This window comes from Pedococcus sp. P2_A3 (assembly GCF_056405035.1).
The window spans coordinates 357,675-381,756 of the sequence record NZ_JBFUCW010000001.1 but is presented as its reverse complement, the minus strand read 5'-3'; the positions used below and the strand labels follow the sequence as shown (position 1 = coordinate 381,756).

Genomic DNA, 24,082 nt, shown 5'->3' with positions numbered 1-24,082 from the left:
TCCTCACGCCCGCAATCTCACAACGACCGCAGGATGTCCTCCACGCGGTCCTTGGCGTCGCCGAAGAGCATGTGCGTGTTGTCGCGGAAGAAGAGCGGGTTCTGCACTCCGGCGTACCCAGCAGCCATGGACCGCTTGAAAACCACAACCTCCTGCGCCTCCCATACCCGCAGGACCGGCATACCCGCGATGGGACTCGTCGGGTCCTCGGCGGCGGCAGGGTTCACGGTGTCGTTCGCGCCGATGACGAGGACGACGGACGTGTCCGCAAAGTCGTCGTTTATCTCGTCCATTTCCAGCACGACGTCGTAGGGGACCTTGGCTTCGGCCAATAGGACGTTCATGTGTCCCGGGAGGCGCCCGGCGACGGGATGAATCCCGAAGCGGACGTCCACGTCTCGCGAGCGCAGCAGCCGGCAGAGCTCCGCCACGCCGTGCTGAGCCTGCGCCACGGCCATCCCATATCCAGGAGTGACGACGACCGAGCGTGCTGAACCAAGCAACTCCGCCACCGCGGCTGCGGTGGTCTCCCGGTGCTCCCCGTGCTCGGCGTCTTCCCGAGCCGGAGCCTCGATGCCGAATCCCCCGGCGATCACCGAGATGAAGGAGCGGTTCATCGCAGTGCACATGATGTACGAGAGGTAGGCACCCGAGGAGCCGACAAGCGCTCCGGTAATGATGAGTAGGTCGTTGTTTAGGAGAAACCCTGACGCCGCCGCCGCCCACCCGGAGTATGAGTTCAGCATCGATACAACGACCGGCATGTCTCCACCGCCGATGGAGGCCACCAGGTGCCACCCGAGGGCGAGCGCGACACCCGTCACGACGGCCAGCAGCCACAGCCGCGGTGAGATCACGAACCAGGCAGTGAGCGCTGCAAAAAGCACCAAGGCGGCGACGTTGAGGATGTTCTTACCTGGGAGGACGAGTGGGCGAGAGCTGATCCGGGCGGAGAGCTTCAGGAAGGCCACCACGGACCCGGTGAATGTGACGGCTCCGATGAAGACACCGATGACCACCTCTGCCGAGTGGACCCCAGCCATGCCCTGCGCCCCGAGCGCCACGTGTTCCGCGCCTGAGGGCTTTGCTTCGACCTCGAGGTAGCCGTTCCACCCGACAAGCACCGCGGCGAGGCCCACGAACGAGTGAAGGAGGGCGATGAGCTCGGGCATGCCGGTCATCTCCACGGCGCGGGCGCGCCACAGCCCAAGCGCCGCACCGACGACGGTGACAAGCACGAGGAGGCCTAGTCCCTGGCCCGATATGCCTCGGTCGGCGGCGAGGGCGATCGTGGCGGCCAGGGCCAAGGCCATACCTACGATCCCAAGCCGGTTGCCGAGTCTGGCTCGCTCGTGCCGCGACAACCCAGCGAGGGCGAGAATGAACAGGAGAGCCGCCACGATGTAGGCGGCGCGGGCACTGGTCTCAACGCTGACGAGGTCAGTCATGGTGGGCCTTCCTCAGCTCCGGGTGAACATGCCGAGCATGCGACTGGTGACCGCGAAACCGCCGAAGACGTTGATGCTGGCCAGGAGAACGGCTGCGGCAGACAGCGTCGTGACGGCTGCGTTCCCGTGACCGATCTGCAAGATCGCACCAGTCACGATGATCCCGGAGATGGCATTCGTCACCGACATGAGTGGTGTGTGAAGGGCGTGGTGGACATGGCCGATGACGTAGTAGCCGACGACGATCGCGAGGGCAAAGACCGTCAAGTGCCCCAGAAGTTGTTGCGGCGACAGGGCGGCGAGTCCGAATAGTGCTATGCCGCCGGCGACGGCCAGCCACCTTCGCAGCGTTGTCCGGTCGCGCTTGGGTTCGAGGACCGTGGTCGCCTCAGAGGGCGCGACGGGGGCTGCGGACACTTGTACGGGCGGAGGGGGCCACGTCGTCACGGTCCTGCCTTCGTAGTGCCGCACCACGGTCATCGACCGCAGCACCACGTCGTCCCAGTCGATGACAAGCCGGCCGTCGCGTCCGGGCGTCACGAGCTTGAGGAGGTTCAGCAAGTTGGTGCCGTACAACTGGGAGGCCTGGGCGGGCAGTCTGGCGGGCAGGTCCGTGTAGCCGATGATGGTCACCCCGTTAAGCGTCGTGACGCGTTGCCCGGGAACGGTCCCTTCGACATTGCCGCCATTCGCGGCGGCCATGTCAACGATGACACTGCCCGGGCGCATGGACGCGACCATTTCGGCAGTGATCAACCGCGGCGCGGGCTTGCCCGGGATGAGCGCCGTCGTGATGACGACATCCACGTCGGCGCACTGCTCGGCGTAGAGGCGGCGTTCGCGTGCCTGGTAGTCCTCGCCCATTTCCCGCGCGTAGCCGGTGGCTGAGACCTCTGCCTGCTCATCGGCCACTGATACGTAGGTGCCGCCGAGGGACCGCACCTGATCAGCCACTTCCGGACGAGGGTCCGTGGCCCGCACGACGGCACCCAATGAACCGGCGGTCCCGATCGCGGCCAGCCCGGCGACACCCGCGCCGACGACGAGGACTTTCGCGGGGGGCACCTTCCCGGCGGCGGTGATCTGCCCGGTGAAGAAGCGTCCGAAGGCGTGCGTAGCCTCCACAACGGCGCGGTAGCCAGCGATGTTGGCCATGGAGGACAGCACGTCGAGCGACTGCGCCCGCGAGATCCTCGGGACGGCATCCATGGCCATGGCAGTGACGGGCAAGCTCCCTAGCGCTTCGACCAGGTCCGGACGCAAGGCCGGCGACAACAGGGAGACGAGCGTCGCTCCGCTTGCTAGTAGCGCGAGCTCCTCAGTGGTCGGAGGGTTGATCTTCAGGACGACGTCGCTACCCCAAGCTTCTGCTGCGGCTGCCGTCACGGCTCCGGCCTCCACGTACGCGGAGTCTGGAAAGTCGGCACGCGAGCCGGCGCCCGCTTCCACCCGCACTTGGTAACCGAGCTTCCTGAGCTGCCGAACGGTGTCGGGAGTGGCCGCGACGCGCGCTTCTCCCGTAGTCGACTCGGCGACGACGCCGACGAAGGCACCCATGGAGGATCCATTCTCCGTCTCAGCCACGGCCATCCCTCCGCTGCGAGTACTGCTCCATGACGTGGAGGATCTTCGCGCGCACCTCCAGCTGGGAGATGAGGTCGATGTTCGCTGCGAGGCTCTCATCCAGGGCCGCGTTCAGCTCGGCGGTGGCGGCCGCTCGTGCGATGCGCTTGGCCCGAGCGAACGTCACTGCCGGTCCCTGCGTCATGTCGACAGCGAGGTCGTGGGCCCGCTGCGGGAGAGACGGCGCATCGCAGACTTCGCTCACCAGGCCCAAACGCAGCGCCTCGTCCGCGTCAACGAAGGCGCCGCTGGCTATCATCCTCGTCGCCGCGGGCAGCCCGATCAGCATGGGCAGGAGGTACGCGCCCCCAGCTACGGGCACCATGCCGAGATTGACGTAGCTCTCCGCGAAGCGTGCCGAGCGAGCGGCAATGCGGACGTCGCAGCTGAGCCCGAAGTCCAGGCCACCCGCGGTGGCAGCGCCGTTGTATGCCGCGATGACCGGTTTACTGGCGGACCACAAAGCGCGAACCGTGCCCTGCACGGCGGGCATCCACGTCTCGCCGAGGTAGTCCATGAGCCCATCGGCCCCGTGCTCCTGCTGGATCTCGTACATGTCCCTGACGTCCGCACCCGCGCAGAACACCGAACCGGTGCCGGTCAGGACCACCGCCATGACGTCGTCACGGGCGACCATCTCTTGCACGGCGACACCGAGAAGCGTCACCACCTCTGGGGTGACCGAGTTCCCACGGTCGGGCCGGTTCAGCCGCACCGTGCCGATCGTGTCGGTCACATCGAACACGACCTCATCACCCATGCCGCACCGCCTTCATCACGTTGTGGGGCGTGGAACGGGGATCCTTGACCCAGGCCCGCACGAGACGCTTGACGTCCCCGCGAGCGATCTTCGACTCACCGGAAGCCCGTGGCAGGGGATCGGCCGACAAGAACAGGTGTCGGGGCCGCTTGAAACCCGCCAGGCGTGAGCGGAGATGCTCCTCCAGCAAGTCGCCCGTCGACTTCTCCAGCACCTTCACATGGACGTACGCTGCAGGCGTCTCGCCCCAGTCCTGATCCGGAACGCCCACCACGACGGCCTCACGCACGTTGGGGTGGTCCTCGAGTGCACGCTCGATCTCGACGGGCTGGATGTTGGTCCCGCCCGTGATGATGGTCTCGCTCGCGCGACCGACGATGTAGATGCGCCCCTCGTCGTCGAAGTGACCGAGGTCCGAGGTCCGCCACCAACCGTCCGACAAGAGGCGCTCGGCATGCTCGGCCTCTCCGCCCACCAGGGCACTGGCAATGCTGGGTGTCCGGATGACCAGCTCAGCATCCACACCGGCCTCCGGACGGTCGAGAACCTGCCCATCCTGGTACAGCGAGAACTCGACGCCGGGGACGGGTCGACCGATCGAGGGCCACAGCTCTCGCCGGGCCATCTCTGCGCGACTGAGGAAGGTTGTCGAAGCCGGCGCCTCCGTCTGCCCCCAACACTGGACGAGCGCGTCCGTGTGCTCGCTGACGACGTCGAGGGCAGGAAGGGCCGCAGGCTCCCCGGCCAGCATCAGGCACGACAGCGCAGAGCCCCTCAGGCGGGACAGCTCCGAGGAGCCGGCCGCCCGCCGGAGCATCGTCGGCACCGCGAACATCCAGGTGATCCCCTCATCCGCGATCACGCTCAGCATCTCGTCGGGGTCGAAGCGGTTCATCACCACGTTGGTGCCCCCGCAGACCAGAGTGGGCATGACGCTCCACCCACCCGCGTAGACGACAGGTGCGACCTGCAGGGTCCGGGGCGAGAGAGTCGGCCCGCTGGTGGACATCACCCAGGTATTTCCCAGCATCGCGGCTCGTGCTCCCCGATGGGAGATGGCGATGCCCTTGGGCTTTCCGGTCGAGCCAGAGCTGAATCGGATGTGGTAAATGTCGTCCGGCCCGACCTTCACCCCGACCGGCGCGGCGGACCCGGCAGCGACGAGATCTGAGAAGCTGACCCAGCCATCGCGGGATCCGATCACGGCCCGCTTGGGGCCTTCCTCGCCGAAGACTTCGTCCACCGCCGCAGCGGATGCCTCATCGGCTACCACGAGGCGTACCTCAGCGAGTTCGAGGCAGCGCTTGAGTTCGTCAGGGGCGAAGCGGGGGTTGAGCGGTACCTTGACCAACCCAGCCTTCAGCAGCGCGAACTCGAGGACGACGTACTCGAGGTGGTTCTGCGCTATGTAGGCAACCCGGTTGCCGGGCTCGAGCCCGAGACCCAGGAACGTGTTGGCCAAGCGGTTGGAGTCCTCGGCCAGCTGCCCGATGGTCAGCGACCTGCCGCGTCCGGCCTCCTCGACGGCGACCTGACCGATCGGACGGCGTTCCACCTGGCGCATCAGCTGGACGACGGTCTCCGCGACTGCCGAACCGGGGCCGGTCGCCATCATCCCTGTCCGAAGCCGACGGGCATCGTCGCCAGGGAGAGTCCGCCGTCGACGACGATGGTCTGCCCGTTGATGGCAGCGCTTTGCGGCGAGACCAGGAAGGCCATGACGTCGGCCACCTCGTCCGGGGTCGGGTAGGCACCCGAGGGAGTTTGCGCCAGCCACTGTCTCGCATAGTCCTCCCACGCTTCCCCGGCGTAGTAGCGGAAGGAGTCAGTGTCGATGGGACCGGGACACACCCCAACCGTGGTGATGTGGTCACCGGCCAACTCGATAGCGAGGTACTTCACGAGGGTCTCCATGGCGGCCTTCGCTGCACCGAGCAGGGCGTGTCCAGGCAGGACGCGGAAACTGTCCCACCCGGACACGGCCATCACACGGCCGCCGTCGTTCATGTGCGGGGTGGCAAGCCGCACCAAGTCCAACAGGCCTTGAACAGTGAGGCTCATGGTCTTGTCGATGTGGTGGCCGTGGATCTGCGACAGGGGCTTGAAGGCGCTGGCAGCGGCGTTGGCCACGATGACGTCGAGGCTGCCGAAGCGCTCGACCGACTGGGCAACGAGCGACTCCACGGCCGGCGTCTCGGCGACGTCGGCCTGAACCGCGAGCGCCGTGCCGCCTAGCGACTCGATCTGCGCGACGGTCTCCTGGGCCGCACTCTCGTCCCGCCGGTAGTTCACGACCACGTTGGCTCCCTGCTCGCCGAGCTTCAGGGCGAGACGTTGCCCCATCCCGCGCGAACCCCCGGTGATGATGACGGTCTTGTCTTGCATGCTCATGGCTGCACCTTCTGTTGCTCGGGTCGTGTTTGGCTGTTGCATCGCCCGGACTCAGGAACTCATGGTGAGCCCACCACCGACACACAGCGTCTGACCGGTGACGTAGCTCGCCGCCGGGGACGACATGAAATCGATGGCCGCGGCGATCTCGGAAGGGTCACCTGCGCGACGCAACGGGATGGCACGCACCACGCTCGCGAGCAGCTCCTCGCCGCCTTGACTGTCGAGCAGGGGCGTTTGGGTAACCCCGGGGGCCACGACGTTGACGCGAATCCCGAACCGCGCCCACTCGCGGGCTAGGGCCTTACCGAGGGTCACCACCCCTGCCTTGGCCGCGGAGTACACCGCCTCCCCGGACTGTCCCGCGACCCCGGCCTCCGAGCTGGTGAGGACGATGCTGCCCCCGCCGCTCTCTCTCATGACCCGACCAGCCGCAGCCGACAGGTAGATCGCGGACATCAGGTTGAGATCGATGATCCGGCGCCAGTATTCGGGGGACTCGTCCAGGAATCGGGTGATGGCTGTCCATCCGACCGTCGACACGACTCGGTCCACTGATCCCAGCTCTTCCACCGTCGCGGCGAGTAGCCGTTCACAGGCGGCGGGATCGGTGGCGTCCCAGCCGTTTTCGCCGACGACCCGGATGTGCTCGTGTTGCCTCGCAAGCTCCCGCGGACCTGCCGGGTCGAGGTCGGCCGCCACGGTACGGATACCGCGGCTAGCGAACAGCTCCGCGACGGCACGGCCGATTCCGGAGCCTGAGCCGACGACTAGTGCTGTCTCAATGGGAGCGGGGTCTTCGTTGGTCATACAGGGTCCTCCTCGAGGAGATCAGTCGAGCTCGTCGTGTAACCAGGACAGCGCCTCGACCACGGGGACGAGTCCCACGCTGGTCCCCAGCAGAAGGACAGCAACCTGCTCGATCTCGGCGATGGTTGCCCCGGCCTCCATCGCGCGCGTGCAGTGAACGCGAAACCCACCCTCGTTGCGGGTTGCGGCAAAACCTGCCAGCAGCGTGAGCTCGCGTTGCCTTGCGTCGAGGGGTCCGTGTGCGTCGGCAGCGTGACGGACGCCTCTAAAGGCGGTCGCTACGTCAGGAGCGTGCTCGCGGAGCCGGTCGAGGTTCGAGACGAACCGGCGCTGCTTGCTGAGCGGGTACTTGTTGCCCACGTTACTCGCCCATTTTCTGTGGCTCGCTCAGGCGAGCGAGCGCTGGGAGCCGGTAGGCCTCGGCGTACTCTTGGGCGACCTGCCGGATCGATGTGGCGGGCGCCTTGGCGTAGAGACGTTGACGGCTCACGAAGGTGCCGGTCTGACGTCGGATGCGGACAGCTGCCTCAGTCGCGGCGAGAAGCGAGACGGTCCCATCGACCAGCGGCGCTCCGTCTACCTGTCGTACGTCGTTGGCGTTGAGGAATGCGGTCAGGCGCCCACCTGCAGGAATGATCACCTCGGCGCCCTTCGCCAAGGATGCGCGAGCCGCGCCGTGGAATGCCGCGAGTGCTTCGTCCCGCTTCCCAGGGTCAGAAAAGCAGACGTCGAGCTCATGCGGGGTCAGGCTCATCGCCTCGATGCTGGCGAGCCGGTCCCCCAATCCGTACTTTGCGACGTTCTCCTGGAATCTGCCGCCGAAGTACGGGTTGACCCCGACGAGGGCGAAGGTGCTACCCATCAGGCACGAGGTGAGCATGCAGGTCTCACCGAGGCCGAGGACCGGGATGTCCACCATCGAGCGGGCGTCGCGCAGGCCAGGATCCAGGATGTTGCCGATCGCGACGGCGTCGTATCCCGAGAGCTCGGCGTCGATCACCGCGTCGATGATGGAGATGGTGTCCAGGCTCTCGAAGAAGCGGTAGCTGTCGATGAGCCCGACGCGGGTGCCGCGGAGGTCGACGCGCGTGCCTGGCGACACGACCGAGTCGATGTAGGACCGCAGGAACGGGAAGTAGCCGGCCGAGTGTTCCGGACGCGACATGCTCAGGTAGAGGATGCGGGTCATCACGTGACCCGCTCGAAGATGGCCGCCAAGCCCTGGCCGCCCCCCATGCACATGGTCTCCATGCCGTAGCGCGAGCCCCGCCGATCCATCTCACGCAGCAGGTTGGCGAGGATGCGCCCGCCTGTGGCCCCGATGGGGTGCCCCAGCGAGATGCCGGATCCGTTGACGTTGACTCGGTCGAGGTCGGCCTGCGTAAGGCCCCAACCCTTGAAGCAGCCGAGGACCTGCGCCGCAAACGCCTCGTTGAGCTCGATGAGGTCGATTTCGGCCCATGTCAGGTCTGCATTCTTCAGTGCCTTCTTGGCCGCTGGAACGGGACCGATGCCCATCAGCTTCGGTTCGACGCCCGCTAGGGACCAAGTGACAAGCCGTGCGAGCGGGCGCAGTCCGAGCGCCTCCGCCCTCTTCGGCGTGGTGACGATCGCGACGGCTGCGGCGTCGTTCTGTCCGCTGGAATTCCCAGCGGTCACGGTGGCGTCAGGTCGCACTCCGCTCATGATGGGGCGCAGGCGGCCGAGGCTTTCTACCGTGGTGCCGGGGCGAGGGTGCTCGTCCTTGGTAATGGTGAGGGGCTCGCCTTTGCGCTGCGGCACCAAGACTGGAATGGTCTCGTCGTCGAAGAGCCCGGCCTCTATGGCCGCCACTGCGCGAGCGTGCGACCGCACTGCCCACTCGTCCTGGGCGCCACGGGTGATCGAGAATTCGCGTCCCACGTTCTCGGCCGTCTCGATCATGCCGCCCTCGACGGGGAAGCGGTGACCGCCTGAATTGTGCCGTGGGCGAGCAAGTCGATCGTAGAGCTGCGGAACACCACCAGCGTTCCAGCGCATGTCAGGGAGGTAGTATTCAGCCCTACTCATGCTCTCCGCGCCACCGGCCAGCACGAGTTCTGACCCGCCCGTGGCGACCTGCATGCAGGCGTAGAGGACCGATTGAAGGCCGGAACCGCACCGCCGGTCCACTTGGAGACCAGGAACCTCGACGTCGAGCCCCGCGTCCAGGGCAGCAATGCGTCCGAGGGCCGCTGCCTCTCCGTTGGGGTAACCCTGACCGAAGATCACATCATCGACGTCCGAAGAGGTAATCCCCGTACGTTCGACCAGTCCCTTGACCACGGTTGAGGCGAGTGCCGCGACGGTGACGTCCTTGAACATGCCTCCGTAGCGCCCGACGGGAGTTCGTACGGGTTCGCAGATGACGGCATCCATCACTGATCTCTCCCTCGGCCTCAGACGCTCGACTCGCCACCGTCGACGGCGATGGTTTGGCCGGTCAAGAAATCCGGAGCCTGCAATGCCAGGTAGGCAACGACATTGGCGAGCTCTTCGGGCCTTCCCATCCGATGGGCCGGGATTCGGCGCACCACCTTCGCCAGCGCGGCTTCGTCCTCGCGCATGGCCGCATTGATGTCGGTCGCGATGTACCCGGGGGCCACGGCGTTCATCTGAGCCCCGAACCGGGCCCACTCCGCCGCGACCGAGCGGGTGAAGTTGATCACCGCCCCCTTGGAGGCGCAATAGGCGGAAAATCCCGGCCGACCGACCAGGCCGAAGACAGAAGCCACGTTGACCGCACGGCCGCAGCCGTGAGCGGCGAACCTGCGCCCCGCCTCCCTACTGCAGAGGAACATGCCGCGGACATTGGTCGCGAAGATGCGGTCGAACTCCGACTCCTCGAGGTCGACAAGGTTCACTTGTGCAGTGATGCCGGCGTTGTTCACCAGCACGTCTAACCGCCCGAAGTGGGATTCAGCGGCGTCAAACAGTTCGACGACGGAGTCAGCATTAGTAACGTCCGTCTGCTTGACGATCGCGATGCCGCCGGCCGCCTCGATCTTGTCGCGAGTCCGTTCCAAGGCGTCCAGCGCCCGCCCGGCAAGCACAACCCGCACGTCGGCGGACGCGAGTTCCAGAGAGATAGCTGCCCCGAGCCCCCTGCCAGCACCAGTGACCACCGCGACGCGATTAGACATGAATGCAATATGTCTGACAATCAACCGGCAGTCAAGCGGTTTCGGGGACCGTCCTTCACGAGAAGCTCGGGAGTGACTTGGACTCCTCCTCGAACCCGAAGATCGACTTCACCTCGAGGTACTCCTCCAAGCCAAACACTCCCATGGAGCGACCGACGCCTGACTGGCGATAGCCGCCCATGGGCGCCTGGGAGTTGACGTTGGCCCCGTTGAAGACGATGCGTCCAGCCCGCATCCGGCTGGCGAAGTCATACCCACGCTGTCGATCCTCGCTGAACACGTACCCGCCAAGGCCGAAGATGGAATCGTTGGCGATGGCCAGTGCCTCCTCCTCGGAGCCGTAGGGCATGACCACGACCACGGGACCGAAGATCTCCTCTTGCGCCAACGTCATCTCGGGCGTCACGCCAGCGATGATGGTGGGCTTGCAGAAATAGCCCTTCTCGAATCCGTCGACCCTGCCGAGACCTCCGGTCACCAGACGACCGCCTTCATCGAGCCCGACCTCGATGTGACGCTGCACGCTCGCGAACTGCTGCGCATGGACGAGCGGGCCGTGAGTCGTGCTCGGATCACGGGGGTCCCCGATGCGCATCTGATCGATGGCGTCCAAGAGATGGGGCACGATGTCATCGACCTGGCTCTCGTGGACCAACAGGCGAGTTGGCGCGTGACAGGACTGACCGCTGTTGGAGAACCCACGGGCGATGTTGAACCGCGCAGCTTTCTCGAGGTCCCCATCCGGGAGCACGACATTCGCGGACTTGCCCCCTAGTTCCAAACACACCCGCTTGACCGTCTGAGCGGCCGCTTCGCCTACGCGGGCACCCGCGGTCGTGGACCCCGTGAAGGACACCATGTCGACGTCGGGATGGCTGGAAAGCGCCTCACCAACGACTCGACCCGGGCCGATGACCAAGTTGAAGACCCCAGCCGGCGTGCCGGCTTCATGCATCACCTGAGCAAGGGCGACCCCGGATGCCGGCGAGGCGTCCGAGGGCTTGAGCACCATCGTGCAGCCCGCAGCCACGGCATAGATCACCTTGATGACCGACGTCTGAATCGGCCAGTTCCACGGCGAGATCAGGGCGCAGACGCCGATCGGCTCACGTCGCACGACGGTGTCGGCGATCTGGCGTTCGAAGGCGTAGCGCCGGATCAGGTCCCTGGCGACCTTCATGTGGCTGGCTGGCCCCGTGACTTGCGCAGTGAAGGACACAGGCACCCCCACCTCTTGGGCGATAAGTTGCGCGAGTTCCTCCTCGCGGCGCTCGTACGCGGCGATGATCCGGTCGATCAAATCGATGCGCTCATCGATGGACGTGCCGGAGAATGACTTGAACGCGCGCCGGGCTGCCGCTACGGCGTCGTCGACGTCCGATGCCCCGCCCCCGGCCGTGACAGTGGCCCAAGGCTCTTCGGTCGTCGGGTCGATGAGGGGTCGAGTTCCGTCCCCAGCAGGCGCTCGCCACTGGCCGTCGATGTATAGCTCCCCGAAATGCTGCACGGGCCAACCTCCACTCTCGTCCCAGCTCCCCGTCCGCGCCATCTGGGACTCGTTGGCACCTGCCGGTGACGGGACGTGGAGCCGGCCGCCTTGAAGGGAGGGAAACCCTTCATAGGCAATCTGCGTAAGGCAATATGTCTGACATCTTGCCTTCAGTCAAGACTGTGGCTGCCTGTGCGCCCGGGCGGCCTATCGGGGGTCGTAGGCGGCACGCGTCCCTCCGTCCACAGGCAGGACTACCCCGTTGACGAAGGAGCCTGCATCACTGAGCAGGAAGAGAATGACGTCTGCCACGTCGTCGGGGCGGCCCATCCGCCCGAGGGGCGAGGCTCCTGAGATCCGGTAGCCCGACTGGTCACTGGCCTCCAGGGCGGCCTGGATCATCGGCGTGTCGGTGGAACCAGGGGCCACCACGTTGACGGTGATGTGCTCGGGGGCCAGCTCGACGGCAGCCACTTGTGCCAGCACATGGGCAGCCGCTTTCGTCGCCGCGTAAACCCCCCCGGACACCTTGGGCCTGATGCCGCCGACAGACCCCACCAAGACCACTCGGGCCGGACGTTCCTCGGTTGCAGCCGTGCGTAGCTGTGGCAAAGCCGCCTGTAAAGCCAGCAATGGCCCGCGGAGGTTGACCTGCAACATGAGGTCAGCCTCGTCGAGCGACACGGACGCGAGCGGGCCACCGATGTTGACGCCGGAGGAGTAGATGAGGGCGTCGATTCCAGCGTCAGGGGCGATCTCCGCGAACGCTCCCGCGACGCCGCGTGGATCCCGCACGTCGCACTGCTGGTACGTGAGCATTTCGCTTTGGGGCAGCTCGGTCGCCGAACGTTCGCGGGTACCCAAGCCCCACACCCGCCAACCCTCGTCGAGGAGGCGCACGGCCGTTTGCTGACCGATTCCCGAACTGGCACCGACCACCACGGCATTGCGCGTCATCACTACTCCTGACAGACTGTTTATTGCCCGACAGATACCATAGCAGTGCAGGATTCATCGGTCTCGCTGGCGCATCGTAGACAGCACGGGAAGGCGATCATGCAGCTGGATAAGAAGGTCGCCGTCATCACCGGCGGAGCGTCGGGCATGGGGTTCAGCATCGCCACTCGATTCGCGCGGGAAGGTGCGCACGTCGTCTTGGCCGACAGGGACCACGAGGCGCTGCACCATGCCGTGACGGAGATCGGTGCGTCGGGGGGCGTTGCCTCACCTCTGGAACTCGACGTGGGCGACCGCCGAGCAGTTCATGCGGGGCTAGGCGGCGTCGTCGAGAACCTGGGTCATGTGGACATCTTGGTCAACAACGCAGGAGTCACTCGCTACCGCCCATTCGCGACGGCCGACGCCGATGACTGGGATGCCGTCCTTGACGTGGACCTCAAAGGCGTCTTCTTCTGCGTCCAGGCGCTGGCGCCACAATTCAAAGCCCGCCGAAGTGGGCGGATCATCAACATCTCGTCGGTCGCCGGGACTGGGACGACACCCCACGCCACGGCCGGATCACCTGGCGGCAGCGCCGCTTACGCTTCGGCAAAGGCGGCGGTCATCCAGCTCACCAAGACGCTGGCCCGCGAGCTGGGCCCCTTCGGCGTGACGGTCAACTGTGTCGCGCCTGGGTTCTTCCTCACGCCGTTGACGTCGTCCTCGCGGACGCCTGACGAGGTGGCAGCGCACATCGAGGAGCGCAGCCGTGCCGCCGTGCTCGGCAGGCCGGGTCGGCTGGAGGAACTGGCAGCGGTCGTTCTCTTCCTCGGCTCGGCGGACTCCAGCTTCATCACCGGGCACACCGTGTATGTCGATGGCGGGCGAACCGACCGCATGTAACCGGTGCTCCTTGGCGACGATGGAGATGGCCAGGCCAGGGCGGCGGCCGAGGCGTGAGGGCGAGCAGGTTTACGGGGCCGGCCAGCAGGGGCCGACCCAAGATGCTCGGCGAGGGCCGCGCCTGGGAGGGCCTGACTGGGCCTGCCGAGCAGGCGGCGTCAGCGCCCCGCGTCTGGGTAGGGCGGATGCTCAGAACAGCGAAGTCCCCATCCCGCCGTCCACGACGATGCTCGACCCGGTGATGAATCCTGCCTGCTGAGAGGCCAGAAAGCCCACGACTGCGCACACTTCCTCCTGGGTCCCCAGTCGACCCAAGGGGCTGAGGCTTGACCGGTGCTGGGTCTGCTCGGCCGTGTAGGCGGCGGCCCCCTGCCGGTGCGGCGTCTCGATCAGGGCGGGAGCGACGCAATTGACGGTGACCCCGAAGGGCCCGAGGGCAGCGGCCAAGCCCTTCATGTAGGCCGTCACCCCTGCCCGAAAGACGCTTGAGAGGGCGTGGCCCTCGACCGGTTGCTTCGCGTGCGCCGAAGTGATCGCGATCAGGCGCCCCCAGCCGCGTTCTTGGAGCAAAGGGCCCAGACCGTTCACCAGGCCGATCACGCTGGCGAGTTGATTGTCGTACGCCAGCTGCCACCGCGCCGAGTCCGTTTCCTCCAGCGAGGGGCGTAACGGCGTGGGGGGCCGCGGGGAAACGAGGACCGCGATGTCGAGACCTCCCGTGTGTCGCAGGTGCGCGATCAGCGCCGCGATGTCCTGGGGCGAGGTCATGCTGCCGGCGTGTGTGGTGACCGTGACACCGTGCTTCTCTCTGATCTCGCTTGCCGCCTCGCCCAACTTGTCCTCATTGCGCGAAAAGAGTACGAGGTCGACTCCCTCAGCGGCGAGGGCCAGGGCGATGTTGCGTCCCATCCCCGCGCTCGAACCGGTGACGAGCGCGCGCCGCCCGGCAATCCCCAGGTTCACGGGAGTCGTCCTCCGATCACGCGATGGCTCGGATCAGGTCGACACCATCGTCGACGGTGTCCAACGCCTCGGCAAGGCCGCGTATGCGCGCCAGGTCGTCGGCCGTCAGCGCTAGGGCAGACGCGCCGGCGCAGTCGTCGAACTTCTGGGTCAGCTGGTCCCAGCTCAGAGGCGCCTGACGAGTACCGGGAACGGAGGTGCCTTGCTTCTCCAGCCGTCTCCCGTCCTTGAGGACGAGCTCGACCCGTCCGGAGGGGATCTCCAGCTTCCAGTCGAGGTTCGGATCCGGCACAGGCACGACCATTCCGGCGAGCTCGCGGATGGCACTGTCATTGCGACGCTCGGCGGTGAAGTCGCGGACACCGACGTCGCCGCGATCGACCGCGACAGCAAGGAGATAAGGAAGGCTGAACTTCGCGTCAAGGGCCGTCTGAGGTGCGCGGCGCTCCTCGAGCGGCGTGCACATCACTTGATGCCAGTCACCCACGAACGCCCGGATCTCCTCGAGGTCGGCGGCCTTGACCGCGTTCTCCTGCATCAACGCGATGGTGGCGTGGATATGGCTGTGGGAAGTGCTCACGGACGGCCATCGCTTGTAGAGCGTGGCCGCACCCTGGTACTCCTCGCCGAGCCCGCCCAAGATGGCCGCGCGGTCGTAATTGCCGCCGAAGTACGTGTTGAGGAAACCGTATTTCCCTTCGAACAGGGTGCTGATGCCGGTGAGGCCCTTGGCGGCCAACAACGCGGCATTGACTGCACCCCTGGCCGAGTACGCCGCGTAGATCCCTCGGACGTCGCTGTTGCCACGCACGACCTCCATGGTCCCGGCCGCGCTCATGCTCGCGATGCCCATGGCGTTCGAGATCTGGGTGGCTGACAGACCCATGACCTTGGCTGCCGCCGCCGCGCCGGCGAAGACGCCCATCACAGGTGAGATGTTCCAGTCCTGCTGCCACTCCACGTACTGCCGGAGTCTTCCAAATATGTCCTGGCCGACCGCGACGGCGGTGATCAGGTCCCGGCCAGAAGCGCCGCCGGCCCGCTCGGCGACGGCAAAGACCGCGGGCACCAGAGTGCTCGCGGCATGGTGACCCCAGTCGGTGTAGTCGTCGAAGTCAAGGCAGTGCGCCATCGCCCCGTTGACGAAGGCAGCCGCCTCAGCCGGCAGCCTCACTCCGGAGGCGATGACCGTTGCTTCGGGCTTGCCGCCTGCCTCACGCATGAGTTCGAGGACCGTCGTGACGGAGTCCTCGAGCCGACTCGCGCCAAGACTGACGCCGAGGGTGTCGAAGATGCTTTGTTTCGCCGCCTCAATGGCCTCCTCCCCCAGGCTCGAGAAGTCGGTCGCGGCAGCCATGGCACCGAAGTGCTCGACAAGGTCTGCTTCCTGTGATGGCACAGTGATACTCCCTTTCATGGGACCAGTACTGGGCTTGTCCCGATCTGCAGGATGGGCGTTCATTCGGCCCCGGGACGGCGCCCAGGGCCTCGGGCTAGTGACTGGTCTCGAGGGAGGCAGCGAGTTCTTCTGGTATGGCGATCGCCTTGGTCTCGACGAAAGCCCCTAGCCCGTCGGGGCCGTACTCACGCCCGAGCCCGCTCAGCTTGACCCCTCCCATCGGGGCACGAGGCCCGGCCGGGCTGCCATTGAGTTCCACCGTCCCCGTGTGGACGCGTGCTGCTACCTGAAGCCCGTGCTCAAGGTCTTGGGTGAACACGGCGCCGTTGAGGCCGTAGTCGGAGTTGTTGGCGATGTGGATCGCCTCGTCTTCGGAGTCGTAGGGAAGCACGCACACGACTGGCCCGAAGATCTCCTCCTGCGCAATGGTGGCGTCTGGAGCCACACGGGTGAAGACAGTGGGTTCCACGAACCACCCATGGTCGAGGTTGCGCGGGCGGCCGCCTCCCCGGACCAGCGTGGCCCCTTCGGCCGAACCCACCTTGATGTAGCCCTCGACTCGCTCACGTTGACGGGACGTCACCAGGGGCCCGATGTGCGTGGCATCGTCGTGCGGATCACCGACCGCCATTGAATCGACGAGGGCGCCCAGGTGATCGAGAAACTCGCCATGGCGGTTCTCTGGAACGAGGAGGCGAGTCTTCAGGCTGCAGATCTGCCCGTTGTTTCGGAAGGAGCCCAGGCGTAGTGAGTCCATCACTTGTGCGAAGTCCGCGTCCTCCAGCACGACGGCAGCGGACTTTCCGCCCAGCTCCAGTGTCACGCGTCGGAGGTCCTTGGCACAGATCTCCGCGATCCGCCTGCCGGCAGCACTGCTTCCCGTGAACGTCACCTTGTTCACGTCACGTTGGGAGATGAGGTACTCGCTGGCGTCCCGGTCAGCCGGCACCACGTTGACCACGCCTGGCGGCACACCTGCCTCCGTGAGCAGGCTCGCCGTCAGGAACGCATCCAGCGGGGTCTCGGGAGAAGGCTTGAGCACCACAGTGCAGCCGGTGAGGAGGGCAGGGACGATCTTTTGAAGGCCGAGGGAGAACGGCACGTTCCAGGGCACCACGCCTGCGACGACTCCCACAGGTTCACGTACGACCAAAGACTGTCCCACCCTGGAGCGGCGGACGGTGCTGAATGGATATTCCTGAGCGTCCTCGACGTAGCCCTCCAAGACGGCGATGGGCGCAGGGACCTGGATGGTGCGCGCTTGCGTGATCGGGCAACCCATTTGCTCGGTGATCAACTGAGCAAAGTCCTCGGCACGTTCTGTGACCAGGTCACGAAAGCGCAGGAGCACCGCAATTCGCTCCTCCAGGGGTGTGCTCGGCCAGGGACCCGAGTCAAAGGCACGTCTCGCAGCGCGGATCGCCCGGTCCATGTCATCTCGGTTACCGGACGGAACCGAGGCGATGACCTGCTCGCTCCACGGAGAGACGACTTCTAGCCGCTCAGATGCCGCGGAGGGCACCATCTCGCCGTCGATGAAGACGCGCGTATGGTCAGTCAGCAGATCCCCGAGAGCCGTTCCCATGTCAGAACCTTCCTTGCCTGCGCGTGAAGTGCACGTCCAGCCCTACGGCGAGGACGAGGATCAGCGCCTTCGCAACGTTCTGGGCGTACGACGAGACCCCGAGTAGGGACATGCCGTTGTCGATGGTCGCGAGCAGGAAAGCGCCCATCACTGCCCCAATCACGGATCCGACACCGCCGCGTAGGGAATTGCCGCCAATAACTGCGGCGGAAATGGCCACCAATTCCAAGTTGGTACCGGCGTCAGCCGTTGACACGCCAGCACGTGCCGTCAGCATGACCCCGGCCACGCCATAAACAACGCCCATGATGGCGAAGGCGATGACGACCGTACGGCGAGCGTTGATGCCGGCATACACCGCGGCCTCTCGGTTTGACCCGAGCAAGAAGACCTGACGGCCAAACTTCGCCTTGCTGAGCATGACGCCCAGAACAACCCCGACCACGGCCACCCAGATGAGCGCGTTGGGCAGCCCAGCGGCACCGGTGCTGATCCAGACGGCTGCGAGAGCGAGCAGGACGGGCACGCCCAGAGAGCTCGCAAGCTCACTCACCGGAAGGGGATCGCCGGCAGCCCGTGCCGCGCGCACCAATCGGTAGGACCGCCAGAACCCCATCACGAGGACGGCAACGACGAGGGCAATGGCGAGTGCGTCGTGCATCCGTCCCTCGGTGAGGGCCGAGAATTCTCCGCTCACAGGCCCGACACCGCCGGCGTCCGTCCAAAGAAGGCCGATGCCTCGCCAGAGGAGGAAGCCGGCGAGCGTGACGATGAAGGCGGGGATCGCGAACCAGACGGTGACGAGACCCTGGACGACGCCGATGACCACCCCGACGGCGAGGGCCGCGAGAATGGTCACCACCACCCCATGACCACCCACCTGGAGCTTGGCCGCGACGAGGCCGGTCAGAAACGCTGCGCTGCCCATCGAGAGATCGATCTCGCCGACGATGATCAGGATGGCGACTCCAGCGGCAAGTACCGAGACGACTGCCGCCTGCCGGACCAGCAGCGAAGCGTTGGTAGCGGTGATGAAGGATCCGCCCGAGGTCTGTTCGAAGTACGCGATGAGGGCCAACGTTGCCACCACCAGCACCGCGGTGCGGGAGAGCAGGACCGCGCGCAGCCGCGAGCCACGAGCAGGAGAGGTATCGCTACCCGGCGGCGTTGACCGATTGAGGACTTGAGATCGTGAGTTAGAGGCATTCATCATTGGGCTCCCGTGGCCGCGGACAACAGGTCGTGGGCGGTCGACCCGCGGGGGAACTCCGCGCAGATCTTCGTCTTGTACATCACGAGGATGCGATCGGCCTCGGTGAGCACCTCGTCGACGTCGCTGGAGATGAGCAGCACGCCGACGGAGAACTCTTGGGCGACAGAGCGCACGATGTGGAATATGTCCTTGCGAGCACCTACATCCACGCCGAGCGTCGGCTCGTCGAGGATCAGAACCTTCAGCCCGTCCACGAGGCACCGACCTAGCAGAACCTTCTGCTGGTTGCCACCGCTCAGCGCATCGATCGGAAGGTCGGTTCGGCCCGGCCGAACGCCCAGATTCCCCATGAGCTCATCCACACGATGACGCTCACGGCCCTGGTCGATGAAGATCCGCTTGCTGCTGAATTGTCGCAGCAACATCGACGGCGTCATGTTGCGCGCGACGGACTGACCCGGAAGCAGGCCTTGAGACTTGCGGTCCTCTCCCAAAAGTGTCATGCCACGCCTGACCGCAGCAGAAGGGCTGCGCGGGAGGCCGGTGCTACCGGCGATCCGGACGGTGCCGTCCACGGGTCCCGGCCAGGCGCCGTAGAGAGCTCTCGCCAGCTCGGAGCGGCCTGCACCGACCAAGCCATACAGACCCAGGACCTCCCCGGGATAGAGGTCGAAGGCAATGTGTTGCGCTCGAGGCCGTCGGGTGCCATCACCGGTGTAGACACACAGGTCCTGCACCTGGAGGACCGGCTCGACACCGACCTCAGCGGCGGCCGATCGGGCGATCTCCCGCAGTTCCTTCAGCTCGCTGCCGAGCATGGCGCCGACGAGTTCCGACCGCGAGGGCACCGATTCGAAGTCCGCGACCTTGACGCCGTTGCGAAGCGCCAGGACACGGTCGGCGATCTGGTCCAGTTCGTCCAGGCGATGGGTGATGTAGATGATGCCCACGCCGTGATCTCGGAGCTTGCGGAGGTGGCCGAGCAGGACCTCGGCCTCTGAGTCCGTGAGGGCAGCGGTCGGCTCGTCGAGAATGAGGACCTTGGCCGAACGGTACAGAGCACCTGCAAGGACGATCAGGCGCCGCTGCGCGGGCGAGAGCGTGCGGGCCAGATCGCTGGGTTTGAAGTCGAGGTCGAAGATGGCCAGTGCTTCACGCGCCTGCTGGAATGCGGCCTGTTCGTCGTAGATGCCGAGCCGTCCGGGCAGGTGGCCCTGGAACATGTTCTCGGCGATGGTGAAGTGCGGCACGACGTGCAGCTCCTGAGGAACGAGCACCACCCCGTGGTCGCCGCTGGCACGGATGGAGGTGAACTCGACGGGCGCGCCATGCACGCAGATCTCGCCGTCGTGGTCACCGGCCGGGATGACACCGGCGATGATCTTCATGAGCGTCGACTTGCCCGCGCCGTTCTCACCGACGACAGCAAGGACCTCTGCTGCCCTCAGCTCGAAGTCGACGTCGCTGAGGACGGTGACGTTTCCGTACCGCTTGGTGAGCCCGGTGCCCGACAGGAGCACCTCCGACCCGGCACCCTTCGCCGGGTCGGTAGCGGGCTGCACCTCACCCGCACTCAGTGGTCCCGGCACCGAACACCTCGTCTGGGGTCACCCAACCCTTGGGGGCGATCTTGGTGATGAAATCGCAGAGGTTCGACTTGGTGACACTCGTGATCTTGACGTAGTCGCGCGGCACCCCGTCGACAGTGGCGTCGGGCGCCGGCGGCTTCTGCCCCGCCGCGAACGCGTGCGCGATGTCGGCGGCGTCCCTAGCCATCTCATCGATGGGAGTCCACACCGTCTCGCCCTGCCAGCCCTGCGCGATGTAGGCCAGGCTGGGTGTCGACGCATCGGTGCCGGTGACAAACACCTCGCCAGGCTTCTTTCCGGCCGCCTTGAGGGCGCTGACGACGGACTGTGCGGCCTCGTCCCACATTGCAACGAACACCTTGATGTCGGGATTCTTCTGCAGGGCCGCCTCAGCTTCGTGCTGGGCCTGTTCTGCGGACCACTGCGGGGTCGCCACGTCGTAGACGATGTTGATCCCTGAATCCTTCTTCAGGATGTCGTTGTAGGGCTGGCCGATCTCCTTCTGTGCGGAGTTGGCGGCGTCGCCCCTGATGACTGCGTACTTGCCGGAGGGCACTGCCTTAAGGGCGTCTTCTGCGTGCATCTTGCCCAGGTCAGTGTTGTTGCGAGAGATCGCGTAGTCGGCCTTCGCGCCCTCTACCGGTGTGTCGTAGGCGATCACCTTGATGCCTTGCGCCTGGGCCTTGCTCGCGATCGCCCCGGCGGACTTGGAGTCGAACGACTGCAGGATCAGCACCTTGATCCCGCGTTGCATCATGCTTTCCACCTGGCTCGCCTGGGTGCTCGAGCTCGACTTGGCGTAGTTGACGATGACGCTGTCGCCGTTCTTTTTGGCTTCCTCGGTGATCGCGTTCGCCTCGAACGGGTAGCGCTTCTGGTCCTGCGAATAGAACGCGACTCCGATGAGGTTCCCCTTGCCCTTCGACGAGCCGGACCCACCACCGCTTGAGGACCCGCAGGCCGTGAGAGTGGCGCACATGGTCGCGACCACGGCGCCGATGGCGACGGCGTGCACCGGGCTGCGCAGAGAAGAACTGAAGGGTCGGGCCATGTGAACGCCTCCACATCTAGAGTGCCAATGAGTGGCTTGGACCGCCACCCTCACAGGGGAATCCACGCTGACGTGACCTGCATCACCGTCGGTGCGAATAGTCTGACGTTAACACCCAATTACAGCAAGGGCAATAGTCTGACAGTTCAAAGCTATGCGATTTCTCGAATGCGTACCTCGGTGAGGTTGGTCCACCGGAGGTGAGGTTGATTCGGGCGCCCGTACTGTCCCGCAGGCCGTGCTTGCGGACTCAGCAGTCTTTAGCGCCCCACTTCAACATCAATTCAGTCTGGTCGGCCGAAGGTCCCAGCTTGCCGATCGCCTCGATCAGTACCTGATCGATCACGGCCCCGAGACGAAGGTCGAGGCCCACGTGCTCGGAAAGCTCATTGGCCAGCCGCACGTCTTTGCGCATGAGGTCGAGGGTGAAGCCCTGCGCCTGCCCCGTCGCGACGAGGGTCGGATACGTGTACTCGGTGACGTAGCTGCGTCCGGTTGACTTGTTCAGGACCTCGACCATCAATTCGCGGTCAATACCACAGGCCCGAGCGAGGTTGAGGGCCTCGACGGTTGCGACCCGGTTGCATGAGTTGAGGAGGTTGTTGACGAGCTTCGCGGCGTGTCCCGCACCGACCGGGCCGAGATGGAACACCTGCGTGGTCACCTTCTCGAGCCACGGTCGAGCCCGTTCGAAGTGCTCGTCCGAGGCCCCGACCATCAACGTGGCGTCACCGGAGTATGCACGTCGCACCCCACCCGCGATCGGCGCGTCGACATACGCGACTTGCCGAGTTCGCAGCTCTGAGACGAGGTCGCCGTCCACCACGGGGGTGCTGCTGGTCGTATCGATGATGAGGGTGCCAGGTTGCAGCTTGTCCGCCAGGCCACCTTCCCCGATCAGCAGGCCCCAGACATTGTCCGGCCCTGGAAGGGACAGAAAGATCGTGGAGCACTGCGCCGCGAGTTCGTCACTGGCGGCGAAGCGGGCACCCCGCTCGATGAGCGCCTCTGCGAGCGCGGGATTGAGGTCGTTCACCATGAGATCGCATGAATCGACGAGCCTCGACGCTATCGCTGACCCCATCGCCCCGATCCCGATGAAACCGATGGACTCTCGCACGGAAACCTCCTCGATCCGCCACCTCAGCGCGGTGGCTGCCTGTTCCACGTCACCACGGGCAGGCCCCGGGGTGCACACCTGAGTAGCCCAACGCGGCGGATTTTCCGACATGCGGAGGCCTCGCCCACGTTGGGTCAGCGGGCCACGTAACCGCCGTCTACGGGTAGAGCCACTCCTACGACGAAGGCAGAAGCTGGACTGCAGAGCCAGAGAACTGCGGCGGCAATCTCTTCAGCAGTTCCCAGCCGACCAATCGGCGCCAGCGACGTGACGTCCGACTCCGCAAGGTCACCACTGGCAAAGAGCCCGTCCACCATCGGCGTACGGATGGTCCCGGGACAGATGGCATTGACCCGAACCCCACGCGGGGCGTATTCCAGCGCCACGCTCTGGGTCAAGCCCAGAACCCCGTGCTTGGATGCGTGGTAGGCCGCCCGTCCGGGGTTCCCCACCAAGCCGCCCAGGGACGAGTTGTTGACGATCGCGCCAGATCCCTGCGGCCCCATCACCCGCAGCTCGTGCTTGATGCTGGCCCAGACACCGCGCAGGTTGATGGCCTGGACGCGCTCGAACTGCTCGAGCGACTCCTCCGCTGCGTCGGTCGCCGGAACCATGATGCCGGCGTTGTTGAAGGCCATGTCCAAGCGGCCGAAGCGGCTCACGGCCGTGTCGACGAGGTGGGCCACCTCGTCCTCGGCGGACACGTCGCAGGGCACACCCACGACGTCATGGCCGCTGGCCTCGAGGCCAGCCACGGAAGCGTCCAGTGCCGCCTTATTCACGTCACCCAGGACCACTTTGGCTCCGGCTTCGGCGAATGCTTGCGCGGTGGCCAGTCCCATGCCCATCGCCGCCCCGGTCACCAACGCCACACGGCCTGAGAAGTCATACGACGGATTCACAGCGACACCTCAATATCGTTCATCCCGCAACTGGTTTGCGTGCTTGACTCGTGTCCTTCAGGGGGCATCGACATCGCGCCACGATGTCAGGGACGCCGCGTCTTTTCCGCGGCGCGGGCCTAACGCCGGGCTCCGACCATGACCGTGGAGTGGACGCAAGGCTGGTCCCCAGTCACACGCCAAGCGTGCCTCGTACCGCGCTGGATGAAGGTGTCGCCGGCGCGGAGGACGGTCTCGGTCTCCTCCAGCACGACGACGCACTCGCCAGCGACGATCGTGATGATGTCGACGCTGTCGGTCTGATGCATTCCAGGGTCAACGTCGCTGTCCACATGCGACTCTCCGGCGCCCGCGGCAGCCATGGAGGCTTCGTAACCGCCGGCACCGTACTCCCAGGTACTGTCCGGCGGGAAGGTCGCCAAAACGTGGGTGAAGCCCCGAGGAGGCGGAGGAATGCGGGCCTCGCTCGTGAGAGCGTTTTCGTCATTGACGTGAGGAGGCAGCTCCGTAATCTGCCAGATCTGGTTCAGGACGAACGCGTCCGTCACCAGCCGAGTCTCCGTGTACGCGTCGCTGACGATCGTTGACCGTCCGTTTTCGTCGAGCCCGGAGACCACCCGCCTCACGCGAATGTCTTGGTGCGCTCCAGCCATATCCGCTCCTCCTTCAGCACCGCTTCGAGGCTGGCCAACATGAGTCGGCCACCGCGACATCGAAGCACGAGATTGACAGAAAC

22 protein-coding genes are annotated in these 24,082 nt (G+C 65.7%); 1 reads left to right on the top strand and 21 read right to left on the bottom strand.

Annotated features, from left to right (window positions below; all coding sequences use genetic code 11):
* Positions 1–17 precede the first annotated feature (17 nt).
* The 12 genes from pntB to AC1DX8_RS01810 form a co-directional block, all read right to left on the bottom strand.
* Positions 18–1,448 (bottom strand): Re/Si-specific NAD(P)(+) transhydrogenase subunit beta, encoded by a 1,431-nt coding sequence (pntB, locus tag AC1DX8_RS01865; RefSeq protein ID WP_477628191.1) that lies wholly within the window; start codon positions 1,446–1,448, stop codon positions 18–20.
* Between the two features lie 12 nt (positions 1,449–1,460).
* The gene (locus AC1DX8_RS01860; protein WP_477628229.1) at positions 1,461–3,005 is read right to left on the bottom strand and encodes a Re/Si-specific NAD(P)(+) transhydrogenase subunit alpha; all 1,545 of its coding nucleotides are present in this window, start codon (positions 3,003–3,005) and stop codon (positions 1,461–1,463) included.
* A 19-nt stretch (positions 3,006–3,024) separates the two neighbouring features.
* Positions 3,025–3,831 carry an enoyl-CoA hydratase/isomerase family protein gene (locus AC1DX8_RS01855; RefSeq protein WP_477628190.1) on the bottom strand — a complete coding sequence of 269 codons (807 nt, stop codon included), beginning with the start codon at positions 3,829–3,831 and terminating at the stop codon, positions 3,025–3,027.
* Complete coding sequence (locus AC1DX8_RS01850; RefSeq protein WP_477628228.1) at positions 3,824–5,395, bottom strand: class I adenylate-forming enzyme family protein; 1,572 nt, start codon at positions 5,393–5,395, stop codon at positions 3,824–3,826. The genes AC1DX8_RS01855 and AC1DX8_RS01850 overlap by 8 nt, the downstream gene beginning before the upstream one ends.
* Before the next feature lie 47 nt (positions 5,396–5,442).
* A complete protein-coding gene (locus tag AC1DX8_RS01845) occupies positions 5,443–6,222 on the bottom strand; it encodes an SDR family oxidoreductase (protein WP_477628189.1) in 780 nt (259 codons plus the stop codon).
* 51 nt (positions 6,223–6,273) lie between these two features.
* On the bottom strand, positions 6,274–7,032 hold the full coding sequence (locus AC1DX8_RS01840; protein WP_477628188.1) for an SDR family NAD(P)-dependent oxidoreductase: 759 nt from the start codon (positions 7,030–7,032) through the stop codon (positions 6,274–6,276).
* Between the two features lie 21 nt (positions 7,033–7,053).
* Complete coding sequence (locus AC1DX8_RS01835; RefSeq protein ID WP_477628187.1) at positions 7,054–7,392, bottom strand: carboxymuconolactone decarboxylase family protein; 339 nt, start codon at positions 7,390–7,392, stop codon at positions 7,054–7,056.
* A gap of 1 nt (position 7,393) precedes the next feature.
* Positions 7,394–8,221, bottom strand: coding sequence for an aspartate/glutamate racemase family protein (locus tag AC1DX8_RS01830; RefSeq protein ID WP_477628186.1), 828 nt, complete (start codon positions 8,219–8,221; stop codon positions 7,394–7,396).
* Positions 8,221–9,429, bottom strand: coding sequence for an acetyl-CoA C-acetyltransferase (locus tag AC1DX8_RS01825; protein ID WP_477628185.1), 1,209 nt, complete (start codon positions 9,427–9,429; stop codon positions 8,221–8,223). Before AC1DX8_RS01825 ends, AC1DX8_RS01830 begins: the two co-directional genes overlap by 1 nt.
* Positions 9,430–9,449: 20 nt before the next feature.
* Positions 9,450–10,193: an SDR family NAD(P)-dependent oxidoreductase gene (locus tag AC1DX8_RS01820; RefSeq protein WP_477628184.1), complete on the bottom strand. Its 744-nt coding sequence runs from the start codon at positions 10,191–10,193 to the stop codon at positions 9,450–9,452.
* 55 nt (positions 10,194–10,248) lie between these two features.
* Positions 10,249–11,742, bottom strand: a complete 1,494-nt coding sequence (locus tag AC1DX8_RS01815) for an aldehyde dehydrogenase family protein (protein ID WP_477628183.1) — start codon at positions 11,740–11,742, stop codon at positions 10,249–10,251.
* A 147-nt stretch (positions 11,743–11,889) separates the two neighbouring features.
* The gene (locus AC1DX8_RS01810; RefSeq protein WP_477628182.1) at positions 11,890–12,639 is read right to left on the bottom strand and encodes an SDR family NAD(P)-dependent oxidoreductase; all 750 of its coding nucleotides are present in this window, start codon (positions 12,637–12,639) and stop codon (positions 11,890–11,892) included.
* Between the two features lie 45 nt (positions 12,640–12,684).
* Here AC1DX8_RS01810 and AC1DX8_RS01805 point away from each other — a divergent pair, with 45 nt between their 5' ends.
* Positions 12,685–13,524 carry an SDR family NAD(P)-dependent oxidoreductase gene (locus AC1DX8_RS01805; RefSeq protein WP_477628181.1) on the top strand — a complete coding sequence of 280 codons (840 nt, stop codon included), beginning with the start codon at positions 12,685–12,687 and terminating at the stop codon, positions 13,522–13,524.
* A gap of 189 nt (positions 13,525–13,713) precedes the next feature.
* Here the strand turns inward: AC1DX8_RS01805 and AC1DX8_RS01800 are convergent, their stop codons facing one another.
* From AC1DX8_RS01800 to AC1DX8_RS01760, 9 genes are all read right to left on the bottom strand, one after another.
* Entirely contained in the window at positions 13,714–14,487 is a 774-nt protein-coding gene (locus tag AC1DX8_RS01800; RefSeq protein WP_477628180.1) for an SDR family oxidoreductase, read from the bottom strand.
* Positions 14,488–14,503: 16 nt separating this feature from the next.
* A complete protein-coding gene (locus tag AC1DX8_RS01795) occupies positions 14,504–15,886 on the bottom strand; it encodes an MmgE/PrpD family protein (RefSeq protein WP_477628179.1) in 1,383 nt (460 codons plus the stop codon).
* Between the two features lie 94 nt (positions 15,887–15,980).
* Positions 15,981–17,471, bottom strand: coding sequence for an aldehyde dehydrogenase (locus tag AC1DX8_RS01790; protein ID WP_477628178.1), 1,491 nt, complete (start codon positions 17,469–17,471; stop codon positions 15,981–15,983).
* A gap of 1 nt (position 17,472) precedes the next feature.
* Positions 17,473–18,684: a sugar ABC transporter permease gene (locus AC1DX8_RS01785; RefSeq protein WP_477628177.1), complete on the bottom strand. Its 1,212-nt coding sequence runs from the start codon at positions 18,682–18,684 to the stop codon at positions 17,473–17,475.
* Positions 18,681–20,204 (bottom strand): sugar ABC transporter ATP-binding protein, encoded by a 1,524-nt coding sequence (locus AC1DX8_RS01780; RefSeq protein WP_477628227.1) that lies wholly within the window; start codon positions 20,202–20,204, stop codon positions 18,681–18,683. Before AC1DX8_RS01780 ends, AC1DX8_RS01785 begins: the two co-directional genes overlap by 4 nt.
* A 43-nt stretch (positions 20,205–20,247) precedes the next feature.
* Entirely contained in the window at positions 20,248–21,324 is a 1,077-nt protein-coding gene (locus tag AC1DX8_RS01775) for a substrate-binding domain-containing protein (RefSeq protein WP_477628176.1), read from the bottom strand.
* 250 nt (positions 21,325–21,574) lie between these two features.
* The gene (locus tag AC1DX8_RS01770; RefSeq protein ID WP_477628175.1) at positions 21,575–22,444 is read right to left on the bottom strand and encodes an NAD(P)-dependent oxidoreductase; all 870 of its coding nucleotides are present in this window, start codon (positions 22,442–22,444) and stop codon (positions 21,575–21,577) included.
* A 134-nt stretch (positions 22,445–22,578) separates the two neighbouring features.
* A complete protein-coding gene (locus AC1DX8_RS01765; protein WP_477628174.1) occupies positions 22,579–23,346 on the bottom strand; it encodes an SDR family NAD(P)-dependent oxidoreductase in 768 nt (255 codons plus the stop codon).
* Between the two features lie 119 nt (positions 23,347–23,465).
* Entirely contained in the window at positions 23,466–23,894 is a 429-nt protein-coding gene (locus tag AC1DX8_RS01760) for a cupin domain-containing protein (protein ID WP_477628173.1), read from the bottom strand.
* Between the last annotated feature and the right edge of the window lie 188 nt (positions 23,895–24,082).